The sequence below is a fragment of the Paenibacillus xylanilyticus genome (assembly GCF_047246825.1).
Taxonomy (GTDB): domain Bacteria; phylum Bacillota; class Bacilli; order Paenibacillales; family Paenibacillaceae; genus Paenibacillus; species Paenibacillus xylanilyticus_B.
In genome coordinates this window covers 937,519-960,098 of record NZ_JBFOLB010000001.1, presented here as the reverse complement: position 1 = coordinate 960,098, position 22,580 = coordinate 937,519, and the positions used below count along the sequence as shown (strand labels likewise).

Sequence of the window (22,580 nt, the reverse complement as noted above, 5' to 3'; positions counted from 1 at the left end):
TAAGAGCGTATGAAAAACCAGGGGAATTGACGATCACACCAGAACTTATCACCAAAAAGTGTAGTAACGAGCTAATTTTCTTCCACAAGAAAATAAAAGAAGAGCACACAGGCCCCTCATCAGCAAGAGTGGGCTTGTGTGCTGTTATAACAACTATGATCTTTCAGACTGCATAAAGGCTGACTGGATAGTGTGATCAATAAGGGTAGCAATAGTCACGGGGCCAACTCCACCCGGTACTGGTGTAATGGCAGAGGACTGCACCAAGCAGGATAAATAGTCCACATCACCGACGTTACCTTTATTGTAGCCGGCATCAATCACAACAGCGCCAGGTTTAATCCAGGTTCCTTTTACAAACAGCGGTTTGCCAACAGCAGCAATCACAATATCCGCCAACCTCACAATTTCGTCCAGATTGACGGTTTTGGAGTGACAGGTTGTCACCGTAGCATTCCGGTTTAGTAACATGGCTGAAACAGGCTTGCCCAAGATTGGACTTCTACCAATGACAACGGCATGTTTGCCTTCGATTTGAATCTTATAGAAATCCAGAATACGGATAATCGCCTGTGGAGTGCAGGAAGGGAAGGCGGCTGCCCCAAAAGCATTTAAGGCATAGCCTTGGGTCGTAACCCCATCAACGTCTTTCTCAATGCTGATCGCATCAAATGCGGCTCTTTCGTTGATATGATGCGGCACTGGGTGCTGTAAGAGAATGCCATGTACGGAGAAGTCTTCGTTTAATTTGTTTATTTCTTGAATTAATTCCTCTGTTGTCGTTTCAGCCGGCAGAACAACCTTAATGGAGTGTACACCTAAACGGGCACACGCATTTCCTTTCATGCGTACGTACGTTTCTGAGGAAGGGTCATTGCCGACCAGAATAGTAGCAAGACAAGGGAGGATGCCTTTCTCCTTAATCATTGCAACTTTTGCAACCATTTCTTCCTTCAGATAGTCCACTACCGTTTGACCGTTTAAAATGAGTTGATCTGTAGTCATCTTTTGCATCGCCCTTTCCAACTAAAAAGAGGCAAGGAAATAAATATTCCTTACCTCTGCCCAGGCGTACGGCTGATTAGAATCATATGCTCCCTCACGGTTCACCGTGTTCGCCAGTTACATACGACCATTACAATATAATCCGATCGTACTTCAATTTGAAAAATTGTTCAATACTTTTGATTGGTATATACTTTTTTGTACCATAATCCTGAATTGGCGATGCTGATGAAAGGGAATGGATGGCGAAACAGGCCATAAATTAGCTCACGTTATTGCAATCACAGCACTATGGGAGCGATGAAAAGATCAAAAGGAGACAAATCGCAATGCTTATTAAAAAATGGTTAGGCACGTTACTTATTATTCTGGCAACCATGCTGTTCGCAGGTTGTTCGCTCGAATCGATTTCATTGGATGATCCTACTCAGGAGAATGCTGTCCTGACCCAATTTGATGAAGTTGCCAATTATATTATCGACCATCAAGAACTTCCGGAGAATTATATAACGAAGAAAGAAGCCAGAGCTCTAGGCTGGGAACCAAGTGAAGGTAATCTGCAAACCGTCGCTCCAGGCAAAAGTATCGGCGGTGATGTATTTCAGAATCGTGAAGGGTTGCTGCCCAAGAAAAAAGGGAGGACCTGGTATGAAGCAGATATTAATTATTCAGGAGGAACCCGGGGAAGCGACCGAATTCTATACTCCAGTGATGGCTTAATCTATAAAACAACCGATCATTATCGCACGTTTGAACAAATCAAATGACCAAGGGTAGGATGGTATGAAAACAGTAATCATTAATGGAAATGACATTCATGGAAAAGAAGAATTACATGACATTCTTCAGGCGAAGCTAGGATTAGGAGAATCTTATGGACGCAATTTGGATGCGTTGTGGGATGGTCTGACCGGTTGCATTTCAATGCCACTTACCATTCAATGGCTTCATTTTGAGGCCAGCAGGGCAGCCCTTGGAGAATACGCAGATCAGTTATTGGAATTGTTGCGTGAAGCCGAAGAAGAGTTGGAGCAGTTTACATTTGAAGTGAATATGTAGTCTGGAATAGGCAGTCCTTAGGGACTGCTTTTTTGTTCTTGCAACAAGTACAGCTTGGGTTTCGTTATTTAAATAATGAATGACTAGGAGGGGAAGATCATACAGAAAAAGCTATTATATTGTGTTTTGGTTAGTTTAGTAGTTTGTCTGACATCAGCTTGTTCGGGCAGGTCTGCAGATGCTGAGGCAATAAACAGCCTAGATGGACTTTATCGTGCAGCATTGGATGAGATCATGTCCACAGATAAAGCTCTTAACGCAAACATGGAGTATATATCTGTAGTTTTCGATCAAACCATTCAACCAAGTGTTTCTGACCGAAAAAACATTGTGGAATACCTACACCAGAAGTACAAAGTGAAGATTTATAAGCTGACATACAAGCAATTGGTTAAGCAAGGCTTATATGATGGTGATCAATCCAACCTGAAAGGGATATTACTGCAAATGGCAAAACCGGAACAGTCGGAGCAACAGAATAAAGTCAATATTGAGGCAAGCAAATATCGCTCTAATGAAGGTTCTTTTTCTTCGAGAATAACTTTGGAATATCAGGATAACAAGTGGACCGTCGTTGATCATATTCCAATAAGTGAGAGTTGAATACAGAGTCGTTGCATCATTTTAACCCACAGAAAAAAGTTTCTTCAATAGTCGCCATTGGCGGCTTTTTTAATGTAGTAAATATCTTGTCAAACTTTCTGTATCATGATAAAGTGATAACGATTATCAATATCAATTAAAAAAGAGGTGGGTTTACATTGTTGAAACGATCCAATTCGATCTTGCTTATACTGGCACTGACCGTACTTCTGGTATTGTGTGCATGCGGACAGTCTGCGACGTCAAACACAGCAACGGAGTCAAACACGAGTACTGCTGAGCAGACAAGCGACTCAGCCTCTACAGCTGAACAAGCTACTTCTGATGAAGGAGAGACGGTTACATATCAATCCGATGCAGGAGAAGTACAAGTACCTAAAACACCGAATCGTATCGTTGATCTGACGTCATTTACGACAGGATACTTTGTAGCATTGGATGTTCCGGTAGTTGGAGCGCTGTCGGGTGCAATGGGCAACAAGTACATCAAGGATCAACTGACGAGTCAGGGGACAACCGATCTGGGTGAGCTGCCGACAGCGGAACAATTGGTGAGTCTCAAGCCCGATCTGATCATCGCTTATACCGGAACAGAGGGACTTGATCAGTTGTCACAGATTGCACCAGTGGTGCAGATTGAGTATGGCAAACTTAATTATAAAGACCTCATGCTTGAACTCGGCAAGCTGACCAATAGAGAAGACGCCGCCAAAGCCTGGATCACAAATTGGGAAGCACAGATCAATGAATTGAAACCCAAAGTACAAGCAGCAGTAGGCGATCGCACAGTCTCAATTCTGAATCCATATGCGAAGGGGTTGTACGTATTCGGTCATAACTATGGTCGTGGCGGTGAGATCCTATACGGCGAGTTTGGCTTCAAGGCTCCAGCCAAGGCTCAAACGGAGGCGATTGATAGCGGGACAGGCTTTGCCTCGATCTCCATGGAAGTACTGCCGGAGTATACAGGCGACATTATTTTCACCAGCCCATGGTCAGGGGACACAAGTGATGCCAGTGTCGTTTACAGCAATACTTTGTGGGAGAATCTTCCTGCTGTAAAGGCTGGACATGTCTTCCAGCTTGATAACACTTCAGATACTTACAATGATCCAATAACATTAGAAGGGCAACTGAAATTTATCTCGGATAGCTTGCTTTCGGTGAAGTAAGCTAAGCAAGAGCACTCCTGGCGGTCACTTATGTGACAGAGGAGTGCTCTTTTTATCCAATTGAATTAAATTACGTAGGATTCCCCATCCTCTGGAACAGCAACGTTTCGCGTCATACCTTTATCCTTCAAAAAGTTTCTTAATTCTTGTCTTGAAAGCCCCCAGTGGTTAACAGCTTCCATATGAACAACGAGAATTTTGGCATCCGATGCCGTTTGGTAAACTTCATAAATGTCGTCTTTCCCCATCACCAAAGAACCACCCTGCAAAAACTGATTATCTCCTCCATTGACAACGATAACCTCTGGTTTGTACGTTTGAATCACTTCCTGAACAGATTCAACCCAAACGGTATCACCAGCGACGTATAAGGTTTGTTCACTAGTGTGTTTAAAGACTACGCCGCACACTTCACCAGCAAGCTTCAATATTTCGCCTCTGCCGTGCTCTCCTTTGGTTTTAACCAGCTCGATTCCCTGGAAGACAGTATTTACTTGGAGGACCTCTACATTGATAAAGCCCGCATTTTTCACCTCTGTGGCATCTGCATCGTTCTGTACAAACATTTTAATGTCTTTGGGCAGCGCCTCTTTTGCTGCATCATCGAAATGGTCCAAATGCAGGTGAGTAACGATGACGGCATCGATATTACGGATTATATTTTCAATCGAAGTTGGAAGGCTAACCAACGGATTCATCTGATCCTGTCTTGCCGAATTCGGGAAAGGGGGATAAGTGCCCTTGTCAGCCAAAAAAGGGTCAATCAAGAATTGGTGTCCTGCATATTCAACGATAATCGTAGCATTTCGAATGTGGGTTATTTTCATTGTAATTCTCCTTTGATCATGAATATATAAATAGCTTACACGTTGTGGATTTTAACGTACATGCATTAAATCAAGTCTTTCCATTCATTCACTTGAATATTGAAAGTGTTTTTTATTGAATAGTTCGTATACACAACAGAGTTAACTTTACTTATTTCATGAATTGGTATTTTATTTAAGAAGACAATAAATGAAAGGGGATGATTACAAGTGTTTGACCACATAGATAAGTTAATTATTGAAGAGCTGTCCCAGAACAGTCGTATGACGATGAAAAAGTTGGGGGAGAAAGTTCATCTCACCGGACAAGCAGCTGCTTCAAGAGTGTTAAAGCTGGAGGAGAGCGGCATCATTGAGAAATACACCGTACAAGTAAATCAGGCCAAATTAAACTGTTTGATTCATGCTTTCATTACGGTCAAACTGAGCAATCCGTATCATCAATCTTTTCTGTCCTTTATTAAAAACGAAGCGCATTATGTATTGAATAATTACAAAGTGAGCGGGGACGGTTGCTATTTAATGGAGTGCAGATTTCCTTCTAATGAAGTATTGGATCAATTTCTTGTACGTTTAAATGAACATGCAAACTATAACGTGTCCATCGTTATAAACAAGCAATAGTAGAAGGGGTCCTATTTAAGGCCCCCCAATAAAACGGAATACCTGACGATAGAAACCGAGTGATAGAGTATATGGAATAGAAATGACTATTAATCGTCGGAATAAACAGTTGCGTTGAAGCTTTCCGGTCCCAGACGGACATTGCTGACGCCGGGATCCGGAAAGTAGGAGAAGGTAGCGTAGACAGAATAGACGAGCTGACCATTTACCGGTGGAGCCACATTATAATCCGAACCCGTAAAGCTAAGCACGCAAGGGCTAAAGAAAGGGTTACCAAGGACTATTCTCTCCGCACGGTAAACGAGCTGCTGCGCAGCTCCCAATCCACGATATACCTCAATGGCAAGGTTTCCGTTATTGAATAACTGATTGGCGGTAACGGTAACAATGCCGGAGAAAAGCGTCCGAATAATCGGACCTGGATTGTTTATTTGCAGCCCAACTTGAGCAAACAATAGCGGAACGCCGTTTGTGAAACTGGGCATTAACACGCTTTGACCTTTAGAACCCTGGGATGTTCGCGCATCTAACGTTTGAACCATGTGACATCCTCCTTTCTCAAGTTCTGCGGAGTCTTTTAAAAGGACGATTAATCGTCGCTGTAAGTGACCGCGTTGAAGCATTCTGGCCCCAGACGGGTGGCTTGCTCCGATGCGGATCCCGGAACAAACGTCGCAAAGCATGAATAGATAAGCTGATTATTAGCAGGTGCAGGTACATTGTAATCCGAACCTTCAAAGCTTGCTAGAATGGTGCTTTCAGCTGGAAATACAGGCTGGGAAACGACATAGATCGGTTGACCTGTATAGGTAGCCCCCCTGAAAATTTCAAAACGCACGAAAGAAGGCAAAGAAGACAAATTGGCCACCGAAATGCGGTATGTGCCATTGAACTGGGCACGGATGAGTGGGCCCGGATTAACGATATTGAGCCCGACAATTCCGAGCAGAGTAGGCATATTTGGGCCAAGAGGGACATTGAGCGGGGTGATACCAGCCGACCCCAAAGATGTGCGTGCGTCAAGTGTACGTACCATGGCAATTCCTCCAATCTATCATTTTGCAATAGGATATGCTGCTCTTTGGAAGGAGTTGTCCGCTTAGCGGCAAGAAGTTTAAGCGATAAAGAAGCAACGATGAAAAGCATTCTTATATGGAGTCTTTCAAATAGAGTGTATACTTGTGTCAAGGGATTTGAATCATTGAGAACCACGTTTAATAACAATCACACTTAGGAGGAGTTTCAATGGTAGAGTTTGAAGAATACCTGGCACGTATGGATAACCCAGAACACCGGGCAAGAACAGAAGAAGTTTTACATTGGGTCGCTACGAAATTTCCAAATTTAAAGCCCAAGATTGCTTGGAATCAACCAATGTTTACTGATCATGAAACCTTTATTATAGGCTTTAGTGTAGCCAAACAGCATCTGGCTGTTGCTCCCGAAAAGGTAGGCATCCATCATTTTTCAGAAGAGATTGTGAAGGCAGGTTATGATCATACAAAGGAATTGATCCGGATAAAATGGAATCTCCCGGTCGACTTCACTTTGCTTGAGAAAATCATCGAATTTAACATTTTGGATAAGGCTGACTGCTCGACGTTTTGGCGGAAATAAAAAGAACAGAACATATCTTGAGAATCATTTTAGTTATATAGCTTATCCGAGAGGTGTGGGTAGTGATGGGTCAACATTCAGGTCAAGAAATGGAAGAGGAATTGGCAGATGCAGCCGGTGAAGAGTCTACTGGATCCGGTTTGAAAGAAACATCAGGCTCGTTGATGGAAGCATTCAAGCAGGCTGAATATATCGTCAGTGGTCATGGCAGCCGCAAAATTAAAGTTCTGCAGGAAGCATTTCAGCACATGGATGGAGAGATGGACAGCGACCATTACGGAAGTGGAGAAACCATTGAACAGTTCCAGCGGCAAATGGCTGAAGTGCTGGGCAAAGAATCGGCTATATTTTTCCCGAGTGGCACCATGTCTCAGCAGATCGCGTTACGTATCTATTGCGATCGGAAGGGACTGAAGCGCGTAGCTTATCATCCATTATGCCACATTGAGATTCATGAAGAGAACACCTTGAAGGAGCTTCATCAGATTGAAGCGGTGTTACTAGGGGAGAAGAATCGATTAATTCGATTGGAAGATGTAAAAGCCATTGAAGGCAACATTGCTTGTCTATTACTTGAACTGCCACAGCGGGAGATTGGCGGACAACTGCCTGCTTATGAAGAACTTGAAGCCATTTCAGCCTATTGCCGAGAGCAGGGTATCAAGTTACATTTGGACGGAGCCAGGCTGTTTGAGATTACACCCTACTATCAGAAGTCCGCGGCGGAGATATGCAGCCTGTTTGACAGTGTCTATGTATCCTTTTATAAGGGGATTGGTGGTATTGCAGGAGCCGTATTGGCTGGAGATGCAGACATGATGCAAGAATCCAGAGTATGGAAGCGCCGGTTTGGCGGGGATCTGATCGGCCTGTATCCCTACATTCTCAGTTCCCAATATTATTTTGATCAGCGCAAGGATAAAATGGGAATCTATTATGAACATGCCAAGCAGCTAGCTGCTATGCTGAATCAATGTCATGCCGTTCGGACCCTGCCAGAAGTACCTGTTTCCAATATGTTTCATGTACACATCGCATTAGCTCAGGCCGAAGCTGAACCTGTTTTCTCGAAAATGACGCAGCAGTTTGGGATAGGCTTAACCTCCTATCTAAATGAAAGCAGTGAGACAGAGCATTGTTCATTTGAACTTTCGCTGGGAGATCGCTATGAAACCGTGCCACAGGATCAGCTGCAGTCTGCTTTCGTGTGGCTGGACAAACAACTTCGTGCACTCGTACCGAAGAGTTAAATAAGCTAATCATCATGAAGAAATACATGCTATAAAATCAGTCTTTAGTAGGAGGCGTACGATAACGATGTCCGTATAATTATGATGTGAAAGGAGACGTCATATCATTATTTTGTATGGGCATTTTTATCAAAAAAGTGGAGGTTGAGGAGATTGAGTAGGCACGAAAAAAGCACCAATGCACCTAGCCTGTTTCGCAATCGGTTCCTTCAGACGATATTATTATCAAGCGTTCTCCTGCAGATCGGTATCTGGGTACGTAATTTTGCTATCCTCCTGTACGTTGCGGAGACAACAAACAATGATCCATATGCAATCTCCCTCATCAGCGTAGCAGAATTCGCACCCATTTTTGTTTTTTCGTTCATCGGAGGTACCTTTGCGGACCGCTGGCGTCCGAAACGAACGATGATCTGGTGTGATTTATTATCTGCGGTATCGGTATTTGTAGTACTTCTGACCATCCATTACGGTTCTTGGCATTCCGTCTACCTGGTCGCATTCATCTCGGCTATTCTTTCGCAGTTCTCCCAACCTTCAAGCATGCGATTGTTTAAGTATCATGTAGCCGAAGAGCAGCTGCAGCAAGGCATGGCTCTGTTTCAATCGCTAATGGCCATCTTCATGGTGCTCGGCCCGATGCTCGGGACCTTCGTTTACAGCACGTTTGGACTTGAAGTGTCCATTGCTGTCATGGGCGTTGTTTTTCTGCTCTCCGCACTCGTGCTTATTCGTCTGCCAGAGGACAATATGCAAGCCCAAACGGTTGCGGTTAAAGGACAGTTCCGAAAAGAGTTCGTGGAAGGCTTTCGCTATGTTTGGCAAAGTCAAGTTCTGCGAATGCTTGGACTCGCGTTTATTCTTGCGGGACTCGCTGTTGGCGTAGCTCAAGCGCTCAACCTGTTTATCGTTACGGAGCGGCTTGGCAGAAGCGAGGAGTTCCTGCAGTACCTGCTAATGGTAAACGGTGCAGCCATGCTGATCGGTGGCGGGATCGTAGCCGTTTTTGCGAAGAAAGTTCCGCCTCAAGTTCTTCTTGCGATAGGCATGATCGCTGGTGCGGTCTGCACAGCCATTGTTGGGTATTCGACGAGCGTTCCTGTCACTCTGACCGTTCAATTTCTGAATGGGTTAGTGTTCCCTTGCATTCACATTGGGATCAGCACAATGATTCTGAAATGGTCAGAGTCTTCCATTGTCGGTCGGGTGAATGGCGTTCTTAATCCAATGTTCGTAGGCATGATGGTCATTTCCATGTCCTTCGCAGGTGCGTTAAAGGATGCCTTTTCGCTGAGCACGATCTATAGCGGAGCAGGATTTTTATTTCTCATTGGCGCCCTGGTGATGGTGCCGATCATGAACCAAAAAGCACCGGAAAAAGCACCACCAGTTGCACAAGAAGCATAGTATCAGCGATAGCTTCACGTTTTTTTGATTCAGAAGAACCGACCATGAAAAGTGTCGGTTCTTTTTATTTTAGTTCGTTAACTGCCGGAGGTGGCATGGAGTTATGTGTCTGAATTTCATGGGAAGGGAGAAGAATGCTGAATGTCGAATAAATGGGGAAAAGGAGTGTGATTATTGAATGAATAAGCGCTCATTGCAGATCAACGTGCTGCCCGGTTTTGCACCCGAAATCGGCCGGTGGCTTTGGTGTTTGGAGGATGTCCGGAGGACGGTTCTGGAAAGGATGAGTGACCTGAATCCTGACCTGCTCGATCGGAAAATGGATGGAAGGAACAGTATTGGCTCTTTGTTGTATCATATTGCGCTTATTGAGGCAGATTGGTTGTATGTTGAAGTCCTCCAAACCGAATATGAGACGGATATTCGTTCACTGTTTATGCAAGAAGATAGGTCAGAAGACGGTTCGCTGGTGCATGTTGCGGGTCAAACCTTGGAACAACATCTTCACCGCCTGCAGGCCGTGCGCGACAAGCTGCTTTTTCATTTTAAAACCATGGATATGACCAATTGGAGAACTCCAAGGCAACTTGAAAGCTATGACGTAACTCCTGAGTGGGTTATATATCATTTGGTTGAACATGAGGCTCACCACAGAGGGCAAATATTTGAGCTTGTACGGAATCTAGTTTAGAATCTAAAAAATCAAATTAAATGATCTAGTTAGACACCAATGGAGGAAAAATAGAAGATGACGTTGGAAGAATTAACGGAGTACTGTTTGTCTTATCCCAGTTCATACGAAGATCATCCATTTGGAGAAGGATGGACGGCGATACGCCACCAAGGAAACAAAAAATTGTTTGCACTCATTTTACACAACTACAACGGTCATGTGTGTGTGAATTTGAAGTGTGATCCTGAACGCTCGGATTTCTTGCGGAACGCATTCCCGGAGGTAACGCCTGGTTACCATATGAACAAGGAACATTGGAACACGGTTAATGTGGAAGGTGAACTGCCCGAAGAGGATGTGCATGGAATGATTAAGCATAGTTTCGAACTGACAAGACCTAAGCGAGTAAATAAGAAAAGTGAATCATAAGCACAATTAAAGTGCTTACGGTTACGCCAAAAAGATGAAAACCCACCTTTATGGGTGGGTTTCTTTTGGTGCAATTTGAGAGATTTCGAATTTCTATCTCAACGTTCCTAACCTCACGAAGCTCAGCCTTTAACTGCTCCAGCTGTAAGGCCGCTTACGATGTATTTCTGACCAAATAAGTACAGGATGAAAACAGGCAGGGAAGTAAGCACCAGATTGGCAAAAATCAGATTCCAGTCCCGGCTGTATTTGCCGTAAAAATTATAGATCGAAAGCGGCATCGTCCACGTTGAGCTGTCCGTCAGGAAGTATACCGGAATTGTGATATCATTCCATACCGACATGAACACCATGATGGCTACCGTAGCGTTAACAGGCAGAATGAGTGGTGTGACGATGCGGAAGAATACGCCGAACACGCTTGCGCCTTCCAGAAACGCCACCTCGTCCAGCGCTCTCGGAATCGTTTTGATAAAACCACTATACAAAAATACACTAAAAGCCGTATTAAGAGCAGCATAAATCAGGATGACGCTTGTGATACTTCCGTAAAATCCCAAACCCTGCACGACCCGAATGGTCGTAATAATCGACATCGGAGCGATCAGCCCCATGAAGAAGTACATGTAGATCGCACCGGAAACTTTCGTTTCCCGGCGTGCCAGGATGAAAGATGCAGCCGAAGATGCAACGATGTTGATCACGGACGAAACGCCTGTAATCCAGATACTATTGAGAAATGCCCGGGACAGACCGCCTTCTTCGAAGACCCGGACATAGTTCGAGAACTGCCATGTATCAGGTAGACTCAGAGAGAAGCTGAGCACTTCAGCGCTCGTTTTGAACGAACCGAAGATCAGAATCACGAGCGGCAATAGAACAATCAGGGAGGCCAGAATCAGGAAACCTTCCACAATGTAATTGCGGATGGCCAGTTTACGTGTATAGCCCATATTATTCGGTAACCTCCTTACGACGCATGAAAATCAGCAGTGGAATGGCAATAATGGTGACGACTACGAACAGCAGTGTGTTGACTGCGGTACCGAGTCCCCAGTTGCCTTCACCGAAGGAGCGCAGAATAATGGTGCCCACAACCTGAGACGCGTTACCAGGCCCTCCGCCGGTCATGACGTACACTTCCGAAAATACTTTGAGTCCGCCGATGAGCGTCAGCATCAAGTTGATGTTAATGGCTGGCAGTAATAGCGGCAGAGTGATTTTGAAAAAGCTTTTCCATGAGCTCGTCCCGTCAATGGTGGCAGCCTCGTAATATTCCTGGGAAATCGATTGCAACCCGGCGAGATAGATCGCCATCTGGAACCCGGCACTCTGCCAGATGGAGACAATGGCAATCGTCCAGATGACAATGGATGGATTGGTGAGCCAAGCCTGGCTTAATGAATCCAAACCTACCGATTCCAACAAACGATTGATCGTGCCTTCCGTGCGCAGCATCGGTGTAAACAGAATGCTGATGACAAGAATACTCAGAATGGATGGAGAGTAGAAGATGGCGCGCAGCAGATTCTTGGTTCTTAGTCTCATGTTAAGTCCTACGGCCAGCAGTAGACCGATGACATTTTTGCCGATGACAGTGACGATTGCAAATATCGCCGTGTTTTGCAGTGCCAGGATCAGCGTTTTGTCGGAGAAGATCTTCTTGAAATTATCCCAGCCGATGAACTGCAGTTCCAGTCGGTCCAGCCGCCAATCCGTAAATGAATAGTAGAAACCTGCCATGGCAGGAATAACGAAGAAGATGGAGTAGATAAGCAGTGCCGGAAATATCATGTAATACGAATATAAGTTTTTAGCCCTTTTCATGTCTCACGCTCCGTTATAGCCTGGTCAGCATAACATTTAGGAGTGCTATGCTGACCTGTATTTATCTTCTTAGAAACCGGCCACACCTTTGTCTTGCATCAATTGGCTGAACTTCTCGTCCCATGCTTTCAGTACCTCTTCAGGCGTCAAGCCGCCTGCAAACTGATCCTGCAGCAATCGGTACAGCTCACTGCGGTCAACCAGCATATAGGCATCCGTTGTTAACACGGTTTTCTTAGGGGTAATGTAATTATCCACGATGTCCTGCTTGTAGGCAGGCAGCTCCGGTGTTGTAACATCACTGAAATTGGATACATAACCTTTGGAATCCACGATCTGTTGTGCAATTTCTTTGGAGGCGATAAAGTCCAGGAACTGTTTGGCCTCTTCCAGATGCTTGGATTTTTTCGGAATGAACAGCTGTCCGCCGAGTGGACTTGCTCCCAGGCTTGCATCCTCAGAAGACGGGATAGGGAATACGCCGAGCTCCATGTTTGGATCCTGCTGGGCAACCCCTTCAATCAGCCAGTCACCCATAAACATCATGGCGACTTCCTTGTTCAGGAATTTACCCACGGCCATGTCGTAGCTGTCACTAAGCACGTCAGTATTGGTGTATCCTTTGGTGTATATTTCGTATTGCTGTTCCAGGAATGTTTTGAATTCCGGGATATCAGACCATTTTTTCTTGTTACTGTTCAGATCATCAAAAAACGTTGGCTCATTCTTGGCTGCAAAATCGGCAAAAGCTGCTGCAGGCCAGATGTTGGCGGCCCAGGCATCTTTGTAAGGCATAAATACGGGGGTGATGCCACTCGCTTTGATCTTTTCACAAATGGCCAAAAATTCTTCGTAGTTTGTCGGAATCGATAGGCCGAGTTCCTCAAAGATCTGTTTATTGTAAACAACCCCTTGCATACCTGTATCCTGGCTGACATGGAAACTGTAGAGATGACCACCGGAAGACAGGACGTCTTTGTTCACAATTCTGCTCGCCCAGGGCTCGTTGTCCAGAATCTCAAAGTTGCGTTCAAGGTTCAGATCCGTCACTGCGCTTGCGAGATTGTACTGTATGATGTCAGGTGTTTCGTCCACCGCAAGCTTGGTTTGCAGTACGGTTGTTGTTTGTTCCGCTGGAATCAGCTGCAGATTCACGCGAATGTTGGTCTGTTTTTCAAACTCATCCAGAATGTCCTGCTGAATAAAGGCAGAGTCCTGCGAACTTTTGGAAATGGCCAGTTCCAGGGTCACTTTGGCATTTTTGCTGTCTCCGCCAGCAGACGTGCCGGAATCAGAACTTCCTGATCCGCAAGCGGTTAACGAGATGGATAACAAACTGGCTAAAACAATAGATATTGCTTTTTTTCTCTTATGCGTCTTCAATGCAAATCCCCCTCTAAAACGTTTTATGAATCCGTTTACAAACTTGATTATAAATTTTTATTGGTCCCCGGTACATGTCTGTGCTTGAACGTTGATGTGTAAAATCCTGAACTTGAAATCGCTATCATTTCATTCAGGTGCATGATACAGTAAGACATAAACGTTGCGAATGTCAGATCATGTTGAACAGGAGGAGCTTACGAAGAATGGCGAAGTTCATACATAGGGCAACTCAATTCAGTTTGCAAACCAAGGTTTTTTTGACGTTTCTGGCACTGCTTTTGTTCGTGCTGGGCTGTTTTATCGTTTATGTGAACATCGTCGTTATCCGCCCGCTCAAACAAAAAACAGAACAGGATACCCTTGTGACTGCGACAAAGGTAAGAGAACAGGTGGATCTCTATGTGGAGCAGCAGAACCAGATGTCCCAGCGAATCTTGTCCAGCAAGGATATCTTTGTCACGATGGACAAAAGTTCTTCGGCTCATGGTAATTATGAAAGGTTGAAGCAAATTCGGAAACTGAAAGACATTATGTTTCAGGCCATCGGGCCCAGCATGAATATCAAGGACATGTCAATCTATGACAAACAAGGCGTGCTGCTTACGTCGTATCTCGGAACGGGCAATCTTCCGGCGATCCTGAACACCATGGTGGAAAACAGCAGTGTTGGACGAGAGTGGGAGGGGAGCGGATTTATTCTGGTCCGGCAATCGGATACCATCTCCTTTATTCGTACGATCAACGATCAGAACGGCAAGGTATACGGTTATCTTAGCATTCAGATGGATCAGGTTTATATTCAAAAGCTTACTGAAGGAGTTACAGCTGGCGATGTGTATATTCTGAACCAGCAAGGTGAGCAGATGACCGGCTCGGAAACAGGTGCGAAGTCGTTGAAATGGGCCAAGACATCAACTAACGAAGGACTGCGTGTAGACGAACACAACAACTACGTGACGCATGCCACATCTCCCAGCACGGGTTGGATTACGTACATCGTTACACCAAGAATGTCGGTATTAGGCTCGATCCAATCTGTTCAGAGTATGTCCATTCTGTTGATAACGGCACTCATGCTGGTTTCGTTTGTGTACATCTTCCTGACAACACGCAATCTGCTGCTTCCCATCCGCAAGCTTCGCAGCCAGATTTGGCGCATCAACTACAGCAATATGAATCTCAAAGTGGATGAGAGGCCCAAAAATAATGATTTGCTGCTGTTGAACGAGGCTTTTCAGGATCTGATGGAACGATTGCAGCAATCCATTGACCGTGAAAAAGCGGCACTGCATGAAGAGGTCATGGCGCGGAACTCAGCGCTGCAAGCCCAGATAGCCCCTCATTTTATCCATAACGTGCTTTATTTAATCAGCATCGCTGCACAGGAGGGGAAAACCAAACTTGTATCCGATATGTGCAAACACCTCTCGGACAGTCTGCGGTATATCGTATCCTCACCTTATGCACATGTGACCTTGGCTGATGAGCTTGAGCATACCAGACATTATTTATCGCTAGTACAGCAAAAATATGAGGAAGATCTGGAATGGGACATCAGCGCTGACGCGTTAGCGAGTGAGATTCGGCTGCCCCGGCTGGTCATTCAGCCTTTTGTGGAAAATTGCATCGAGCATGCCTTTTCCAATACTGCGCCGCCTTGGCGTATTCGAATTACAGTGAAGCAATATAACGGATTATGGGCGCTTGAAATTAAAGATAACGGAGAAGGCTTCTCACCCGACAAAATCCGGGAAATCTTAGCCAATGTTCAGGAATCCGGTGCCGGGATGAATCCCCTTCCCCATCATCCAACGTCCCTCGGTAATATGGGGATACTCAACAGCGTCAACCGACTTAAACTGATGTACAGCAACCGGCTTTTTTTTAACATTTACAATAATCATGCGGACGAGGAAAGAGGAGCAACCATTCAAATCATCGGCTCGCTGACAAAAGATTTTTACTGAGCAAAGGAGAGACACAGGCGATGTATAACGTCATGATCGTTGAGGATAGCAAACCGATATTGCGTAATATTAAGATGCTTTTGGATGCGCTTACCTTGCCGGTTCGGGTAGTGGCTACGGCAACGAACGGGGAGGATGCCCTGGCAGCGATTCAACTTGAGCGCATTGATCTTCTCTTAACAGATATTCGGATGCCCAAAATGGATGGCTTAACGTTGATCGAGCAGGCAAAGCTGGCCAATCCGGACCTGAAAGTCATATTAATCAGCGGCTATAGTGACTTTGAATATACACGAAAAGCTTTGAATCTGCAGGTGTTCGACTATTTGCTGAAACCCGTGGAGCAAGAGGCGCTGGAGGAGGTCATGGGCCGGGTCGTGGAGCAGCTCGATCAAAAGATGTCTAAGAATCTTCAGGAATTGCAAGAGATCGTCGATCCACAGTATTATGCTGAATTACAACAAGGGAACGATTTTTCTCTGTTTACACAAATGATGATCGTTGTACGCAAGCAGCCTTTCACCTCAGACCATGAGCGGTGGACCCAGCAGAAGCTTCAGGCCATATTGGAGGATTTATTTGCTCCACAGTCATGTCATGTATTCCAGAGTCAAATGCCCTATCAATTTATCATGTTCGTAAATAAGGGGGTTCTTGCATTATATTCTTCAGTGCATGAATGTCTGGAATCGCTGCGGCGGCATTTGGTTTCCTATCATATGGATGCCATCATCGGGGGGCAGCTGCTATCTTCTGAATCCGCCCATTTGCCTGCACTCTATCACCAAATAACGTCGATTTTGTCGGCACAGCAGCGGCTGAAGCAAGGATTGGCGCTGGATACTGGAAATCCTGTTTCGATGGCAAGATTGGAATCAGGCTGCCTGGATTCCGCGTTGGAATCTGCTTTTGTCCATATGATGCAGAATCATCAGAAGGATCGATTCACTCTGAAACTGTCCGAGCTGCTGAATCGTTGGGCGGAGGACAATGTGCATGTGAAAGAAGTGGAACGGTTTATCGGTTTAGTGGTGGATACGTTTGCTCATCTGTACGAGGAACAGGGCTCGGGAATCAGGCTGGGTCTGGAGCTTAGAGCAAGAGAACTTTATGAGGAAAAGACATACGCTGATTTTTGCCGGGAACTAACGGAATGGACGGGGCAGTGCTTTGATATGCTGCAATCACATGTTCGAAAAAGTAAGGCGGTCCTCTTCGAGCAGATTGACGAGTACGTCAAGCTCAATAAGTATTCCCACTTGTCGATCAATGATATCGCCTCGAAGTTTCACGTCAGTCCATCTTACGTCAGCAGAGTGATCAAAAACATCACGCAAAGCACATTTGTTCAGTATTACACCCGTCTGAGGATCCAAGAAGCCTGCAGGCTGATGGAAAGCCAACCCGACATGAAATTCAAGGAATTATCGGATTTGCTATCATTCAGCGATCAGCATTATTTCTCGAAGGTATTTAAGGAGTATACGGGATACAGTCCCACAGAATATAAAGAACAGATGCCCTGCACAAAAGCCTAGATCCCTAAGGATTCTAGGTTTTTGTGTTCCTCTTTAATTGGACATGGAATGACTAATCTTATTCTGTTTATGAATTTCTTCCGTACCCGCTTCGAGGGCAGTTTTATAGTATGCGCATTTATGTTCAATGACTTCCATGGTCTTTCTCAGTTCTTCCAACTGGGCTTCTACACTAGCCTTTCGTTCAATAAACATGTCGTACCTTTCCTGCAGCGTGGAATCGCCCTCGGAACACCATTCGATGAAATCCTTGATATCCTTGATTGGCATACCGGTAAGTTTCAGGCATTGAATGATCTTTAAAAAGTCGATGTCTGAATCTTTGAACTTGCGTACTCCGCTAGGGGTACGTTCTACAAAAGGCATAAGTCCTTCCTTATCGTAATAACGCAATGTATATACGGTGAGATTCAATTCTTTGGCAACTTCACTGATCGAATAAGTCATTCATTTTCTCCTTTTCTTGCTGGCATAGACTTCGAGCTAACTCTAGGATCTGTGGGGAATTTTATCACTCTGTATTCAGGATGTCAAAATTAAGAGAAATATGAAGGGACATGGAGCGCTATTTTGAAAATCCCTTAATTTTTTTAAAATAGACATTTGACCTAGAGTTAACTAGAGGGATTAAGATGAATTTGCAAGAGAAAAAAGCAGGGATGAAATTAAATATTTACGCTGATATGTATTGTCCCTAACGAGCGTTTTCTCTTAAAAAACGAACATTTTTAGGAGGTTACTATTATGATAACTGCTAAAGCACGAGCTGTGGACGGTCCGGATCAATCATTCCGGGCGGCTGAAATTAAACGACGCGATTTGGATACTCATGATGTCCTGATTGAAATCAAATATGCGGGCATTTGCCACTCTGACATCCATACGGCTCATGGTGAGTGGGGCCCTGTGAATTATCCGCTTGTACCAGGACACGAGATCGCTGGTATTGTTACGGATGTAGGAACCGAAGTGTCGAAATATAAGGTCGGTGACCGAGTAGGGGTCGGATGTATGGTTGACTCCTGTGGCGAATGTGAGAACTGCCAGCGTGGAGAAGAGCAATATTGCCTCAAAGGAAATATTCCTACCTACGCAGGTGTTGATAAATACGGCGAGCCTACACAAGGCGGCTATTCTACTCACATTGTCGTGACCGAAGACTTCATCGTCCGCATTCCTGACAACATCGGGCTTGATGTCGCTGCACCATTACTTTGCGCAGGGATTACGACATACTCGCCGCTTCATCACTGGGGAGCAGCTCCAGGTAAGAAAGTAGCGGTAGTAGGTATGGGCGGACTTGGTCATATGGCTGTAAAAATTGCACACGCCATGGGTGCCGAGGTAACTGTTCTGTCCCAATCGTTGAATAAAAAAGAGGATGGCTTGCAGTTCGGCGCAGACCATTATTATGCTACAAGCGAAGGGGAAACCTTTGAGAAACTTGCGGGTTCCTTTGATTTGATTATTAACACGGTAAGTGCCAATATTGACATTAACGCTTACTTCGGATTGCTCACTCTGGATGGTACTCTGGTTAACGTAGGCGCACCCGGGGAACCGTTAGCAGTAAACGTGATGTCCCTCATCGGACATCGTCGTTCATTTGCAGGATCCATGATCGGGGGCATTCGGGAAACTCAGGAAATGCTGGATTTCTGTGCGGAGCATAACATCGTACCTAACATCGAAATCATCTCGGCTGACCAAATTGACGAAGCCTACAAACGTGTATTGGCTTCCGATGTGAAGTACAGATTCGTTATTGATATTAGCACAATGTAAGTTGTTCATTAAACGCAAACTTGTACCATAAACGAGGATGTCTCCAAAGCTTTAGCTTTGAGGACATCCTCACTTTTTTGCTGGAATTTAATGATTAGAAAGATTTTAGATCTCATTAGTCCGAGACAACGAATCCATCGAAGTTTTCAGGGCCAACGCGAACCGTACCAAGCAGATTGGAGCTAACATATGCACTATAGGTTAATTGGGGTAAGAGTGGTGGATTAAAATCATTTCCTGAGAAGGTGATCACTTGTGGCGCCAGAACACTCAATCCAAATGTGGATGTTGCGGAATATATGACCGGGCCCGTTGGCAGAGTTCCTCTGACAACAGTAATTGTTATTCCCGCAAGAGCCAGCGGTAATTGTACCGAAACGGTTCCTTTGAATTGGACCCTGAGATTCGGCCCTGCTCCTGCAGTCAGCAATCCAATCTGGCCAAATAACTGTGGTGTATTCAGAAGCAAGATGGGAATAGCAATCGAGTTGGCCAAACTTGCATTTTGGGATGTTCTTGCATCCAGAAATTGAGTCATAAACCATTCCTCCTTTTATATGTGACAGAATAGTATATTCAAATGTTTTTAGTTTGAATGGACACCTTGTCTCTAATAAAAAGAAGCGCCCTTTTTCCCGTAGAAAACCGAGAAAAGGGCACTTCTTTTTTGTCTTATTTGGTGTAGTTGTATATTAAATATAGTCACACTTAAATTCGGAAAACTTGGCCAAAGCACCTTGTCCGTAAGCATATAAACCGATAACAACACCTGTAAAACCACCAGCGACCTCAGAGGAAAGGTATTTCGTTTGTGCACTGCCCAAGTGAATATCCTCGCCATCTGCATGAAGTATAAAGGTATAGCGATCATGAGTCGCCCGGATTTTCAGAGTTGCTTGATTACTGCTTCCCAAGTCTACTTCGTTTTCAACGGATTTGATATCTCCGATATTAAGCCGCTCGATAACCTTGTAGCCATCGTTGTCTTTCCTTATAGCTATGTCATAGTGGTGATGTTCATCCATATAGAGGGTGATACCCGCTTCTCCGTCGGTGAGGCTGACATCGCATGATATAACCGCATTGAAATCTTTTTGCCGTATACCGATGAAGGTAGGTGTATCCGGTTGATCCAGCGAAATGTCAGTCCCTTTCAATGTGAGCTTGTTTGGCTGTAGGAGATAATTCTGCGAATGAGGGTGTCTAAGATAACACCAGTCCTTGTGCCATTCCGTATTTTCAAACGTAAATGACTTTTTCTCTGCCTGAACAACGGAATCGGGTATCCGATCTGTTTCGAAAGTTAGTAGAGTAGTCCCATTATGACCTGCTGTAAACCAGCCATCCTCATGAAATGTTACAGGCGCCAGAAAAACTTCGCGGCCAAGATGATGATAGGTCTGCCATTGTCCAATTTGCCGGAACCCCAAATGGAAAAGCCACCAATTCCCTTGATTATCCTGAACCAGATCGCCATGTCCTACACCCTGCAGCTCATAACCGCCCAGATTTCGGTTGGTTAGGACCGGATTGTGAGGATACGCTTCGAAGGGACCGGATACAGAGGCGCCTCGGGCATACGTTTCCATGTGGCCGTACTCTGTACCTCCTTCAGCAGCCAGCAGATAATATAGGCCGTTGATCTTATACATATGAGGACTTTCCAGATAACGACCACCTGTACCTTGCCAGATCGTACGGCTTGGCGTAAGTTTCTTGCCGGTTTCAATCTCGATTTCACATTGTACGATACCCGATACACCAAAATCATCAGAGCCGTTGCTCATGAAATACGCTTTATGGTCTTCGAAATATAAGTCCGGATCAATTCCACCCTGATCTACGTAAATCGGTTCAGACCATTCGCCATAAATGTTATCTGTCCATACATAGAAATTTTGGCGTGTCGTATCATTAGTCGTCGTCATATAGAATCGTCCGTTATGGTGACGAAGAGTAGGAGCGAATACGCCTCCTGAGCTATTCACATGTTCAAGTTGGACCTGGCTTGTCTTCGTCAGACAATGACCGATTTGCTCCCAATTAATAAGATCTTTGCTTTCAAAGATCGGAACGCCGGGAAAATATTGAAATGAACTGCAAATCAGATAATAGGTATCGTTTACTTTACACACACTTGGATCTGGATAAAAACCTTTAACGACCGGATTATTAAATTTCATCTGTTCATTCACCTCAATGATAAATTCATATAAATAAGAATTCTAACCGCATGGAATAATGAAATTAAACACCACTATCCATTTTATTTCAATATAAATGGGTTGTATTTTCTTTTAATATTCTATAAATTTATATAAATGTGATTTCAACAAGTGTCTCAGGAGAGTGTGTACATGATCCGATCAAACGGAGAATCCAAATTTATGGCATTATACGATGCATTGGCTAGTGAAGTCCGATGGAATATCATGAAGTTAATTGCCGATCAAGAATTGAGTGTCAAGGATATAGCGGCCAAGATCGAACTCAGTCCGTCCATTGTGACGATGCACATACGAAAACTCGAACAAGCAGAACTCATTGGGAGTCGCAGAGTGCGTCGAAACGGTGGGACACACAAAATGTGTTTTCTCAAACAAAAAAAGATTGAAATTGAACTGCCTTCCGCCAGCAGAGTCGCGAATATAAGAGAGCAGACCATTTCCGTTGGTCATTACACCGCATTTGATATCCATCCAACTTGCGGACTGGGTACGCGAGAGAAGGAAATAGGAATATGGGATGATCCTCGTTACTTCCTGGATCCTGAGCGGGTGCAAGCTTCCATACTGTGGTTCGGGAGAGGTTATGTTGAGTACAAGACACCGAACTATCTATTCCCCGACCCGAAAGCCGAGGCTATAGAAATTTCCATGGAGATTGCTTCTGAAGCACCCGGCTTAAGAGACGATTGGCCATCGGATATTACATTTACGTTTAATGGCATTGTACTGGGAACCTGGACGAGTCCGGCGGATTTTGGAAGAGCGGCACGCGGTAAATATACACCGGAATGGTGGCACCGTAACGTGAATCAATATGGCTTGTTGAAGACGATTCGAATAGATGCGTCAGGAACACACATAGATGGAGAGCAGATGTCAAACGTGACTTTAGATGATATTAAGCTGAGTGAACCATTCTGGACACTTCGATTCGCGGTTGAGGAACAAGCGGTAAATGTCGGGGGATTAACCTTGTATGGGGCTGGATTCGGCAATCATGACCAGGATATTGTGATCCGCGTACATCTTGGCGATTAACCTGAATATAGTTAACACATCCTTTTTATTTATGCTATAATACAAACAAATAAGGCTTGTTACTGATTTTTTCAGGCAATACCTATGTATATAAATGCCCAAAGTTTCTTTGGGTGTGTATATATATGGGTTTTTTTGTGTTTAA

24 protein-coding genes and 1 riboswitch are annotated in these 22,580 nt (G+C 44.6%); of the genes, 14 read left to right on the top strand and 10 right to left on the bottom strand.

Annotated features, from left to right (window positions below):
* Positions 1-153: 153 nt before the first annotated feature.
* Positions 154-1,005 (bottom strand): bifunctional 5,10-methylenetetrahydrofolate dehydrogenase/5,10-methenyltetrahydrofolate cyclohydrolase, encoded by an 852-nt coding sequence (locus tag AB3N00_RS04070; RefSeq protein ID WP_413033422.1) that lies wholly within the window; start codon positions 1,003-1,005, stop codon positions 154-156.
* 51 nt (positions 1,006-1,056) lie between these two features.
* Positions 1,057-1,136: riboswitch (ZMP/ZTP riboswitch) on the bottom strand.
* Positions 1,137-1,334: 198 nt separating this feature from the next.
* On the opposite strand from AB3N00_RS04070, the gene AB3N00_RS04065 reads away from it, so the two are divergent.
* The 4 genes from AB3N00_RS04065 (at position 1,335) to AB3N00_RS04050 (ending at position 3,839) form a co-directional block, all read left to right on the top strand.
* Complete coding sequence (locus AB3N00_RS04065) at positions 1,335-1,772, top strand: ribonuclease domain-containing protein (protein ID WP_413033421.1); 438 nt, start codon at positions 1,335-1,337, stop codon at positions 1,770-1,772.
* Between the two features lie 16 nt (positions 1,773-1,788).
* On the top strand, positions 1,789-2,064 hold the full coding sequence (locus AB3N00_RS04060) for a barstar family protein (protein WP_413033420.1): 276 nt from the start codon (positions 1,789-1,791) through the stop codon (positions 2,062-2,064).
* A 234-nt stretch (positions 2,065-2,298) separates the two neighbouring features.
* The gene (locus AB3N00_RS04055) at positions 2,299-2,667 is read left to right on the top strand and encodes a hypothetical protein (protein ID WP_413033419.1); all 369 of its coding nucleotides are present in this window, start codon (positions 2,299-2,301) and stop codon (positions 2,665-2,667) included.
* A 158-nt stretch (positions 2,668-2,825) separates the two neighbouring features.
* Positions 2,826-3,839 (top strand): ABC transporter substrate-binding protein, encoded by a 1,014-nt coding sequence (locus tag AB3N00_RS04050; protein ID WP_413033418.1) that lies wholly within the window; start codon positions 2,826-2,828, stop codon positions 3,837-3,839.
* Positions 3,840-3,904: 65 nt separating this feature from the next.
* On the opposite strand, the gene AB3N00_RS04045 is transcribed toward AB3N00_RS04050, so the two are convergent.
* Entirely contained in the window at positions 3,905-4,666 is a 762-nt protein-coding gene (locus AB3N00_RS04045; RefSeq protein WP_413033417.1) for an MBL fold metallo-hydrolase, read from the bottom strand.
* Positions 4,667-4,876: 210 nt separating this feature from the next.
* Between AB3N00_RS04045 and AB3N00_RS04040 the strand changes: the two genes are divergently transcribed.
* A complete protein-coding gene (locus AB3N00_RS04040; RefSeq protein WP_413033416.1) occupies positions 4,877-5,290 on the top strand; it encodes an Lrp/AsnC family transcriptional regulator in 414 nt (137 codons plus the stop codon).
* Between the two features lie 89 nt (positions 5,291-5,379).
* Here AB3N00_RS04040 and AB3N00_RS04035 read toward each other — a convergent pair whose 3' ends face one another.
* Positions 5,380-5,832 (bottom strand): hypothetical protein, encoded by a 453-nt coding sequence (locus tag AB3N00_RS04035; RefSeq protein WP_413033415.1) that lies wholly within the window; start codon positions 5,830-5,832, stop codon positions 5,380-5,382.
* 47 nt (positions 5,833-5,879) lie between these two features.
* Complete coding sequence (locus AB3N00_RS04030) at positions 5,880-6,326, bottom strand: hypothetical protein (RefSeq protein ID WP_413033414.1); 447 nt, start codon at positions 6,324-6,326, stop codon at positions 5,880-5,882.
* 209 nt (positions 6,327-6,535) lie between these two features.
* On the opposite strand from AB3N00_RS04030, the gene AB3N00_RS04025 reads away from it, so the two are divergent.
* From AB3N00_RS04025 to AB3N00_RS04005, 5 genes are all read left to right on the top strand, one after another.
* Positions 6,536-6,907, top strand: a complete 372-nt coding sequence (locus AB3N00_RS04025; protein WP_413033413.1) for an iron chaperone — start codon at positions 6,536-6,538, stop codon at positions 6,905-6,907.
* 164 nt (positions 6,908-7,071) lie between these two features.
* Positions 7,072-8,157 carry a threonine aldolase family protein gene (locus AB3N00_RS04020; protein ID WP_413035183.1) on the top strand — a complete coding sequence of 362 codons (1,086 nt, stop codon included), beginning with the start codon at positions 7,072-7,074 and terminating at the stop codon, positions 8,155-8,157.
* Between the two features lie 153 nt (positions 8,158-8,310).
* On the top strand, positions 8,311-9,564 hold the full coding sequence (locus AB3N00_RS04015; RefSeq protein WP_413033412.1) for an MFS transporter: 1,254 nt from the start codon (positions 8,311-8,313) through the stop codon (positions 9,562-9,564).
* Positions 9,565-9,742: 178 nt separating this feature from the next.
* Positions 9,743-10,255 carry a DinB family protein gene (locus AB3N00_RS04010; RefSeq protein WP_413033411.1) on the top strand — a complete coding sequence of 171 codons (513 nt, stop codon included), beginning with the start codon at positions 9,743-9,745 and terminating at the stop codon, positions 10,253-10,255.
* 57 nt (positions 10,256-10,312) lie between these two features.
* Positions 10,313-10,666, top strand: coding sequence for an MmcQ/YjbR family DNA-binding protein (locus AB3N00_RS04005; protein ID WP_413033410.1), 354 nt, complete (start codon positions 10,313-10,315; stop codon positions 10,664-10,666).
* A gap of 122 nt (positions 10,667-10,788) precedes the next feature.
* On the opposite strand, the gene AB3N00_RS04000 is transcribed toward AB3N00_RS04005, so the two are convergent.
* From AB3N00_RS04000 to AB3N00_RS03990, 3 genes are all read right to left on the bottom strand, one after another.
* Entirely contained in the window at positions 10,789-11,619 is an 831-nt protein-coding gene (locus tag AB3N00_RS04000) for a carbohydrate ABC transporter permease (RefSeq protein ID WP_095287216.1), read from the bottom strand.
* A 1-nt stretch (position 11,620) separates the two neighbouring features.
* A complete protein-coding gene (locus AB3N00_RS03995) occupies positions 11,621-12,493 on the bottom strand; it encodes a carbohydrate ABC transporter permease (RefSeq protein WP_413033409.1) in 873 nt (290 codons plus the stop codon).
* Between the two features lie 69 nt (positions 12,494-12,562).
* Positions 12,563-13,876, bottom strand: coding sequence for an ABC transporter substrate-binding protein (locus AB3N00_RS03990; RefSeq protein WP_413033408.1), 1,314 nt, complete (start codon positions 13,874-13,876; stop codon positions 12,563-12,565).
* A gap of 206 nt (positions 13,877-14,082) precedes the next feature.
* Here AB3N00_RS03990 and AB3N00_RS03985 point away from each other — a divergent pair, with 206 nt between their 5' ends.
* Both AB3N00_RS03985 and AB3N00_RS03980 read left to right on the top strand, forming a co-directional pair.
* Positions 14,083-15,846: a sensor histidine kinase gene (locus tag AB3N00_RS03985; protein ID WP_413033407.1), complete on the top strand. Its 1,764-nt coding sequence runs from the start codon at positions 14,083-14,085 to the stop codon at positions 15,844-15,846.
* 20 nt (positions 15,847-15,866) lie between these two features.
* Positions 15,867-17,384: a response regulator transcription factor gene (locus AB3N00_RS03980; protein WP_413033406.1), complete on the top strand. Its 1,518-nt coding sequence runs from the start codon at positions 15,867-15,869 to the stop codon at positions 17,382-17,384.
* A gap of 33 nt (positions 17,385-17,417) precedes the next feature.
* On the opposite strand, the gene AB3N00_RS03975 is transcribed toward AB3N00_RS03980, so the two are convergent.
* The gene (locus tag AB3N00_RS03975; protein ID WP_413033405.1) at positions 17,418-17,831 is read right to left on the bottom strand and encodes a MerR family transcriptional regulator; all 414 of its coding nucleotides are present in this window, start codon (positions 17,829-17,831) and stop codon (positions 17,418-17,420) included.
* Positions 17,832-18,128: 297 nt separating this feature from the next.
* On the opposite strand from AB3N00_RS03975, the gene AB3N00_RS03970 reads away from it, so the two are divergent.
* The gene (locus AB3N00_RS03970) at positions 18,129-19,169 is read left to right on the top strand and encodes an NAD(P)-dependent alcohol dehydrogenase (protein WP_175394807.1); all 1,041 of its coding nucleotides are present in this window, start codon (positions 18,129-18,131) and stop codon (positions 19,167-19,169) included.
* Between the two features lie 115 nt (positions 19,170-19,284).
* Here AB3N00_RS03970 and AB3N00_RS03965 read toward each other — a convergent pair whose 3' ends face one another.
* Together AB3N00_RS03965 and AB3N00_RS03960 are read right to left on the bottom strand one after the other, a co-directional pair.
* Complete coding sequence (locus AB3N00_RS03965; protein ID WP_413033404.1) at positions 19,285-19,707, bottom strand: hypothetical protein; 423 nt, start codon at positions 19,705-19,707, stop codon at positions 19,285-19,287.
* Between the two features lie 154 nt (positions 19,708-19,861).
* Complete coding sequence (locus AB3N00_RS03960) at positions 19,862-21,352, bottom strand: glycoside hydrolase family 43 protein (protein WP_413033403.1); 1,491 nt, start codon at positions 21,350-21,352, stop codon at positions 19,862-19,864.
* A 174-nt stretch (positions 21,353-21,526) separates the two neighbouring features.
* Between AB3N00_RS03960 and AB3N00_RS03955 the strand changes: the two genes are divergently transcribed.
* Positions 21,527-22,435 (top strand): ArsR/SmtB family transcription factor, encoded by a 909-nt coding sequence (locus AB3N00_RS03955; RefSeq protein ID WP_413033402.1) that lies wholly within the window; start codon positions 21,527-21,529, stop codon positions 22,433-22,435.
* Positions 22,436-22,580: the final 145 nt, after the last annotated feature.

Coding starts and splice junctions, on each gene's coding strand:
- AB3N00_RS04045 (WP_413033417.1), bottom strand. CDS start 4,666: ATGAAAATAACCCACATTCGAAATGCTACGATTATCGTTGAATATGCA.
- AB3N00_RS04020 (WP_413035183.1), top strand. CDS start 7,072: ATGGAAGCATTCAAGCAGGCTGAATATATCGTCAGTGGTCATGGCAGC.
- AB3N00_RS04005 (WP_413033410.1), top strand. CDS start 10,313: ATGACGTTGGAAGAATTAACGGAGTACTGTTTGTCTTATCCCAGTTCA.
- AB3N00_RS03995 (WP_413033409.1), bottom strand. CDS start 12,493: ATGAAAAGGGCTAAAAACTTATATTCGTATTACATGATATTTCCGGCA.
- AB3N00_RS04065 (WP_413033421.1), top strand. CDS start 1,335: ATGCTTATTAAAAAATGGTTAGGCACGTTACTTATTATTCTGGCAACC.
- AB3N00_RS04060 (WP_413033420.1), top strand. CDS start 1,789: ATGAAAACAGTAATCATTAATGGAAATGACATTCATGGAAAAGAAGAA.
- AB3N00_RS04025 (WP_413033413.1), top strand. CDS start 6,536: ATGGTAGAGTTTGAAGAATACCTGGCACGTATGGATAACCCAGAACAC.
- AB3N00_RS04000 (WP_095287216.1), bottom strand. CDS start 11,619: ATGGGCTATACACGTAAACTGGCCATCCGCAATTACATTGTGGAAGGT.
- AB3N00_RS03985 (WP_413033407.1), top strand. CDS start 14,083: ATGGCGAAGTTCATACATAGGGCAACTCAATTCAGTTTGCAAACCAAG.
- AB3N00_RS04055 (WP_413033419.1), top strand. CDS start 2,299: ATGTCCACAGATAAAGCTCTTAACGCAAACATGGAGTATATATCTGTA.
- AB3N00_RS04010 (WP_413033411.1), top strand. CDS start 9,743: ATGAATAAGCGCTCATTGCAGATCAACGTGCTGCCCGGTTTTGCACCC.
- AB3N00_RS03970 (WP_175394807.1), top strand. CDS start 18,129: ATGATAACTGCTAAAGCACGAGCTGTGGACGGTCCGGATCAATCATTC.
- AB3N00_RS03980 (WP_413033406.1), top strand. CDS start 15,867: ATGTATAACGTCATGATCGTTGAGGATAGCAAACCGATATTGCGTAAT.
- AB3N00_RS03955 (WP_413033402.1), top strand. CDS start 21,527: ATGATCCGATCAAACGGAGAATCCAAATTTATGGCATTATACGATGCA.
- AB3N00_RS04035 (WP_413033415.1), bottom strand. CDS start 5,832: ATGGTTCAAACGTTAGATGCGCGAACATCCCAGGGTTCTAAAGGTCAA.
- AB3N00_RS04030 (WP_413033414.1), bottom strand. CDS start 6,326: ATGGTACGTACACTTGACGCACGCACATCTTTGGGGTCGGCTGGTATC.
- AB3N00_RS04070 (WP_413033422.1), bottom strand. CDS start 1,005: ATGACTACAGATCAACTCATTTTAAACGGTCAAACGGTAGTGGACTAT.
- AB3N00_RS03960 (WP_413033403.1), bottom strand. CDS start 21,352: ATGAAATTTAATAATCCGGTCGTTAAAGGTTTTTATCCAGATCCAAGT.
- AB3N00_RS03965 (WP_413033404.1), bottom strand. CDS start 19,707: ATGACTCAATTTCTGGATGCAAGAACATCCCAAAATGCAAGTTTGGCC.
- AB3N00_RS03975 (WP_413033405.1), bottom strand. CDS start 17,831: ATGACTTATTCGATCAGTGAAGTTGCCAAAGAATTGAATCTCACCGTA.